Genomic DNA, 5,802 nt, shown 5'->3' with positions numbered 1-5,802 from the left:
TATTGATACATGATAGAATTTAAATCTTATATTTATAAAATAAAAACCAAAATTTAACCTCCATTATGAAGATTTTCATTTCAACAGTGGCATTAGGGCTACTCGTAATTTCAGCAAAAGCACAAATATTTATAACACAAGACAATTTGGGTGTTTCCGCACCTATGCCAGAGAAAGGAACCCCTGAATATATTCAAGGTATTTATCTATATCCAGATTTCGTTAAAGGATCCGTAACCATGTTAGATAACAAAAAAATTGCTAGTGCAGACCTTATTTACGACCTCTCGAAAGATAAGATTATCTTCAAAGGAGAGGATAATAAACCATATTGGTTTAAAGATAAAGTTTCAGAGTTTCAAATGGCAGATCCAAAATCCGGCGACCAACTGATTCACCTTTTTAAAAATGGATATCCTCCGATTGATCGATACTCAGCATTGAACTATTATGAAGTCCTCGCAGAAGGAAAAGTTACCTTATTAAAAAAGGAAGTAAGAATTGTTTCGGAAACAATTCCTTACGGATCTAGTGCCCCCGTAAAGAGTGTTGCAAATGCTCAGCTATATTATTTGTATACAAATGATACTATGACGCAAATAAAAAAGGACAAGAAATCAATGGGAAATCTTCTTAAAGGAAATGACTTTAACCTTACTAAATATATATCCGACAACAACCTAAACATCAAAAATGATGAGGATCTAGTGAAGATCATCAATTATTATAATTCTATAAATAAATAGCATTACTTATTTGAAGTAATCAAATTTATAACTGAGAAGAACTTCCTTTAAGATCCTTACCTATAAATCAGGTAAGGATTTTTCAATTCCTTCTTATCCCAAGGCTTCAGATCAAGGAACCAGAATATATGTAATGAAAAATTGGTCTACATGAGTAGACAAACAGGACAGACTTTTTGGATTCGATGAGATTCACTACCCGTTCTTAAGGCCAATACATATCGTCGACTCCCCCCATATTTCATCTCGGCCCTTTTTAAATTAACGTAAGTTTGTTAGGAATTTCACACCATAAAAATTTACATAAGTCCAGGGACAAAAAAAGGTGCTCGAGAATACGAGCACCCCTTCTATTATTTAAGAATGATAATTAATATCCTGGATTTTGTTTAATTGCTGTATTAAAGTTTGTTTCAGCAACAGGATAAGGCAACTGAAATCTATGATCATCAACCGGCAAGGTTAAGGTCGTACTAAAATACGGAGTACCTGTTCCATCTGCTTTCTCTCCTTTTGTTCCATCACGAAGTACTGGCTGGGCCCTACGTTTCAAATCCCAAAACCGATCACCTTCAAATGCAAGTTCCAATCTTCTTTCCTTCAAGATCTCATTCAATAAGGCAGTACCTGTTAGTGATATATCACTAAATCCAGTGTATCTATTTCTTTTTAATAAATTAAGATCTGCTAATGCTGCTGGTTCATTTCCAGACCGATAGTAGGCCTCCATTCTATTCAATAAAACCTCTGCAGTTCTAAGCACCTTAGCGTCTTGAACCCCTGCAGGTTTACCTGTTCCTCCGGCATATTTAACAACATTATTATAAAGACTTCCTGATAGAGCACTTGTTTTAATGTAAGTAGACGTTCTCACATCATTAGCAGCAAACAACTGTTTAAAGTTATACTCAACAACATATTCAGATTTAATTTCGCCATTCTGTGTCTGATAATAGTTTACACCTTGAGTGTTTATGTTATCAACCGCGTTATTTATTACTTTAAATAGTACCCCATCACTGGATTGGTCTGTCCATATTAATGGAAAATTCGCTATACTTGGTAAACTCGGCGCAGAACCTAAGGCCGTGTTAGCAGCTGTAATTGTTGCAGTCCAATCTCCTTTATACAGGTTCACTCTAGATAATAGGCCAGCAACAGCAGCCTTATTTAATCTTCCTACTCCATTGTTTGCATTAATTAATGGTAATGCGGCATTCAAGTCTGCAATCACTTTGTCATAAAACCCTTTTACAGATTCACTTGCAGGCATATTCTTAGCATCAGTAGTAGTTACATAAGGCAAGGTGAAATCTGTCGCAGATGCATTTAAATAAGTTTTACTATAAACCCTGCACATGTCGAAATAGGTCATTGCACGCAATGCCAAAGCTTCGCCCTTTGCATTATCGTGAAAAGCTCCTGCTGGAAAACGATCAATATTCTCAACAATAGCATTTGCCCTTCTAACAATTGTATAACCTCCACTAAATAAACCATATGTTGAAGTTGGGCTTAGTAACCAACGACTATAGCTAAGCAAAGTTCCGCGTCCCGCTGGACTAGAAATCAAATTGTCGGCCAATACATCCGCAACAATATTCCAGGTTCCATTATAATATGAACCGGAAGCTCTGATTCCATAATACATTCCATTAACAGCAAGAGTAACGTCTCCCTCCGTATTAAATGCTTGTGTCGTTTCAACCTGATTATAAGGATAAAGGTTTAAATCTGACTTTTTGCATGACCCTAAAGCGGCAATCGCAAGAGCCATTGTATATAAATATTTTCTCATTTCTATGTTATTAAAATTTGACATTTACACCAAATGTAACGGCCTTAATTTGCGGATAGCTATATAATGTAGCAAAGCCCGGAACCGTAAGCTGAGTAGCAGCAGAAGTCTGCTCAGCATTTGACTGACCTACTTCCGGATTTCCATGAAACTTAGTTCCCAACCACAAGTTCGTTGCTTGTACATACACCCTTAAACCTTTCACATGTATTTTCTGTAGAATAGATTGTTTCAGTGTATAACCAAGTGTAATATCCCTTAAGCTGATGTAATCTCCCTTTTCAAGATATTTATCCGAATCATAAGTCACTCTTTGCTCTTCATCTTTAAGGTTAGCATATCGAACAACGTCACCTGGTTTCTTCCAGTAATTTAATGCGTCGGTAAATTGCTGATTATTTATACTTTCTCCTTCAGAAGACCCTACATTCCACATGATATTATAAATGTAATTTCCTCCTGAGTAGTAGAATTGAGCTCCTAAATCAAATTCTTTATATCGAAATGTGGTTCCAAAGCTACCGTAATATTTAATCTGAGGTGATTTTCCATCAAGTAACTTCGCATATTTACTACTCCATACATCAGTTTTGTTCCCGTCATTATCGTACCATTCGTTCTTACCTGTTTGAGGATTAACCCCTGCCCATTGCACCAGGAAGTAGTTAAACGCTGGGCGACCAATGTCCAAATATCCTAAACCATTCGTACCATCACCCGCCACATTGTTGTTATAAAGACCGGTCACTTTGTTGTCATTGTGGGTATAGTTTCCATATAAAGTCCAGGTAATGTCTTTATTTCGAATTACATCCCCTGTCAATGACAATTCAACTCCTTTATTTTTGATACTACCAATGTTACCGGAGAAAGTCGAGAAACCCGTTGTTAGTGACAAATTTACAGGATACAACAGATTTGCTGTTTTACGGTTGTAATAATCAAAGCTTCCTGAAATTCTATTGTTTAACAATCCAAAGTCTAATCCTAAATCCCAGTTATTATTTTGCTCCCAGGTTAAATCTGGATTGGCAATTTGAGCCGGACTTGCAGCAGGTTGACCATTGTAACTTACATTGTAAGCATAGGTACCTAAGGCATCGTAGTTCCCTATACCGGTATTGTTTCCAGAGGTACCAACTGAACCCCTAAGTTTTAAATTACTAATCTCATCAACATGGAAGAAAGATTCATTTTTAATATCCCATGCTCCACCTACTGACCAAAAAGTCGCAAAACGTTTGTTCGCTCCAAATCGGGAAGACCCATCCGTTCTCAGTGATCCAGATAAAAAGTATCTTTTATCATAATCGTACTGAGCACTTGCAAAATAAGAGATCATTGCATAATCACTTCTTGAAGTTGTAGCTTGAGTCGGTGTCGCTCCATTTTCCAGTGTATTTACCGTAGAAGAAGGGAATCCTCTTGCTGTTAAAGAGAAACTATAAAATTTATCTTTCGTAAACTCTGTTCCTACCAATGCAGAAATTGTATGTTTTCCTCCAAAGGTTTGTACCCAGTTAGCTGTATTTGTAAAGACATATAAAAAATCAGTATTTCCGTTGTCTCTTTTTTGATTATAACCTAGAGTCTGAGCAAGATATGATCCCGGTTTCAAATAATACTCCTGATTTAAAGTATTATAGTTCATACCCAACTGAGACCTTAATGTAAGGTGATTAAAAGCTTTAGCTTCTCCATAAAGTGTAGCAAAAGAACCAATACGATTTGATACGTTTGGATTATTAATAGCTGTTTCTAAAGCATTTTGGCCCAAAGAAGTATAATTATAAGCGCCGTTAGGCAAATACAAAGGCTCGTAAGGATTCAATAATAAAGCCGCAGTATATAAAGCCTGTCCATTAAACAACTCTCTATTTGTGTTATCCTTTGATTGAGTAACACCAATGTTTGTTCCTAATTTAAACCAGTCCTTAGCCTGATATTCTACATTCAACCTACCTCCAGTTTTATTGAAATAAGATTCCTGTTCTACTCCATCGTTATCCGATTTATTTAATGAGAAATAGTACGTTATCTTATCTGATGAACCGGATAAGGAAACCTCGTGTTTCTTGGTAACAGCGTTATCCCTTAACATCGCTTTGCTCCAATCACCTTGACCACGGGAAGCTGCAAGATCCCACAGCGCTTGCCTTTGCGCAGGAGTAATACTGAATAATGTAGATCCAGCAGGTAAACTACCATTTTTAGACCGCGTAATAATCATAGAATCTAATGTTGGATTCGTATAATCTCCTTCATACTCATACTGCAACTTTTGCTGAGCATTCATCAAAGTTAGATTCTTTAATTTCTGAGCATTTGCGACACCATAACTAAATGAATAGCTTAAAACTGGAGAACCTTTTCCTGTTTTAGTACTAATAACGACAACTCCATTAGATCCCCTGGAACCATAAATTGCTGTAGCGGACGCATCCTTTAAAAAGTTAATCGTTTCAATATCATTCGGATTTAACATATTGTAAGATGTTGTGCTTATTGCAATACCATCAAGAATAATTAAAGGTTCAGAAGATGCCTTTAATGATCCAGTACCACGCATTCTAATAAAAGCATTCGCCCCAGGCTTACCACTTTGCGCAGTTACTTGAACACCCGCAGCCTTACCTTGTAATAACTGAGTAAAAGATGCAATTGGTTTATCTGCCACCTCTTTACCCGAGATTATTGAAACTGCACTTGTCAAATCACTCTTCTTTACAGATTGATAACCAACTACGACAACTTCACTTAATCCCTTGCTTTCAGAAACCAAGGCAATGTTAATAGAATTTCCACCACCTATTGCTGCACTTTGAGAAATATAACCTAGATAGGTAAATTCGAGTGTAGTTGTTGCCTCAGGAACTGAAATAGAATACTTTCCATCAGACCCTGTGGTTGTACCAGATCTGGTCCCTTTAATCTTAACTGATACTCCTGGAAGAGGAAGGCCATCCTCTTTTCCTGTAACTGTACCAGTAATCGTCCGTTGTTGTGCCATTGCAGATATTGCAAAAAGCATAAACACGAACAAACTTTGTAGAAGTTTTTTCATGAATTTTAAATTTAGGTGAATAATAATCGCCTAATATATTCGTTTCCTCAATCCCTCGCAAATATATTTTAACATTATTTAACATTTTTTTTAAAACAACTACAACTTGAACCATCTGAACAACAATTTGTTAATAAAAAGCCGTCTCAACAGATTTGTTAATGCGGCTAATATCAATAGTGATTGAATTAAAT

General features: G+C 36.3%; 3 protein-coding genes. 1 reads left to right on the top strand and 2 read right to left on the bottom strand.

Features of this window, described 5'->3' with window-relative positions; all coding sequences use genetic code 11:
• The first annotated feature begins 65 nt into the window (after window positions 1–65).
• A complete protein-coding gene (locus DBR11_RS11280; protein WP_108552649.1) occupies window positions 66–746 on the top strand; it encodes a hypothetical protein in 681 nt (226 codons plus the stop codon).
• Between the two features lie 370 nt (window positions 747–1,116).
• Here DBR11_RS11280 and DBR11_RS11275 read toward each other — a convergent pair whose 3' ends face one another.
• Together DBR11_RS11275 and DBR11_RS11270 are read right to left on the bottom strand one after the other, a co-directional pair.
• Complete coding sequence (locus DBR11_RS11275; RefSeq protein WP_158275269.1) at window positions 1,117–2,544, bottom strand: RagB/SusD family nutrient uptake outer membrane protein; 1,428 nt, start codon at window positions 2,542–2,544, stop codon at window positions 1,117–1,119.
• Window positions 2,545–2,554: 10 nt separating this feature from the next.
• Window positions 2,555–5,608 carry a TonB-dependent receptor gene (locus DBR11_RS11270; RefSeq protein ID WP_108552645.1) on the bottom strand — a complete coding sequence of 1,018 codons (3,054 nt, stop codon included), beginning with the start codon at window positions 5,606–5,608 and terminating at the stop codon, window positions 2,555–2,557.
• Window positions 5,609–5,802 lie beyond the last annotated feature (194 nt).

It is taken from the genome of Pedobacter sp. HMWF019, from assembly GCF_003061025.1.
Lineage (GTDB): Bacteria > Bacteroidota > Bacteroidia > Sphingobacteriales > Sphingobacteriaceae > Pedobacter.
Note: the sequence above shows the minus strand (reverse complement) of the source record. Positions and strands in the feature narration are given on the sequence as shown.

Excerpts from the sequence above, each read along its gene's own strand:
- DBR11_RS11270 (WP_108552645.1), bottom strand. The coding sequence starts at position 5,608 with ATGAAAAAACTTCTACAAAGTTTGTTCGTGTTTATGCTTTTTGCAATA.
- DBR11_RS11280 (WP_108552649.1), top strand. The coding sequence starts at position 66 with ATGAAGATTTTCATTTCAACAGTGGCATTAGGGCTACTCGTAATTTCA.
- DBR11_RS11275 (WP_158275269.1), bottom strand. The coding sequence starts at position 2,544 with ATGAGAAAATATTTATATACAATGGCTCTTGCGATTGCCGCTTTAGGG.